The 281-nt window shown below is 63.7% G+C and carries 1 protein-coding gene; it reads left to right on the forward strand.

Features of this window, described 5'->3' with window-relative positions; genetic code table 11:
* Window positions 1–281 (forward strand): ATP-binding cassette domain-containing protein (locus AC0IXR_RS25045; protein WP_471762596.1); only part of this gene is annotated, 281 nt, incomplete at both ends.

Raw genomic sequence — 281 nt, forward strand, 5'->3', positions numbered from 1 at the left:
GTACCAGCGCGGGCCGACGTCGATCCACGTGGATCAGGTGAGCTTTGGCTATCAGGACGGGCCCGATGTGCTGCATACGGTGAGTCTGGACATTCCGGCCGGACACACCGTGGTGCTCGTCGGGGAGTCGGGGGCAGGCAAGTCGACCTTGGCGGCCCTTGTCGCGGGGTTGCTGGAACCCCGGCAGGGAAGCATCACCATGATATCGGGCCATGCCCGGACGGTGCTTATCAGCCAGGAAATCCACACCTTCTCCGGCACCCTCTTCGACGATGTCGCAT

The sequence above is a fragment of the Methylobacterium sp. AC832 genome, assembly GCF_979256025.1.